The organism is Cedecea sp. B1(4), from assembly GCF_059414925.1.
In genome coordinates this window covers 1-516 of the sequence record NZ_JCAHMZ010000336.1, presented here as the reverse complement: position 1 = coordinate 516, position 516 = coordinate 1, and the positions used below count along the sequence as shown (strand labels likewise).

Here is a 516-nt window from a genome sequence, read left to right as displayed (position 1 = left end):
TCATGTTCTCGCCCAGCGACAGCGCCGGTGGCACGTCGGCCAAGGCCTGATCCACCTGTTCGCGCAGGGTCTGCAGACGGGTCTTGGTGTCGGCGAGCTTGTCCTCGATCCGCAACATCCACCAGTCCGAGTACGGGTCGTCCTGCTCGGCGCCGCGCTTCATCTTGTTCATGGCGCCGATGAAGCCGTTGAGACCGATGATGCCGGGGCGCCCCTCGGTCGGCGCGCGGCCGTGCCAGATGCGCGAAGCGTGGTGCGTGTGCAGCGTCAGAGACATCGCGCTGCGCAGCGATCCGAGATTCAGTTGCAGGGGTTCTGTGCGTTCGTTGGCCATGGGAGCGACTCGCGGTGAATTGGCGAGTCGCCAGCATCGGCATCGGCCGGAAGGCTGTCAGTCAACAAACCGCAGCCCATGCGCGCCCGGTTTGTTCCGCACGGAAGGCTGTGTGTGCCGGCTATCCCCTGGAGATAGCTCGGCGGAGTCGTTCGCGGCTCGCGCGGAGGTGAGACCGCGTT

At 65.9% G+C, this 516-nt stretch carries 1 protein-coding gene; it reads right to left on the bottom strand.

What is annotated here, in order from left to right; translation table 11 throughout:
• Positions 1-334 (bottom strand): PFL_4669 family integrating conjugative element protein (locus ACR6JA_RS23185; protein WP_494599872.1); only part of this gene is annotated, 334 nt, incomplete at its 3' end.
• Positions 335-516 lie beyond the last annotated feature (182 nt).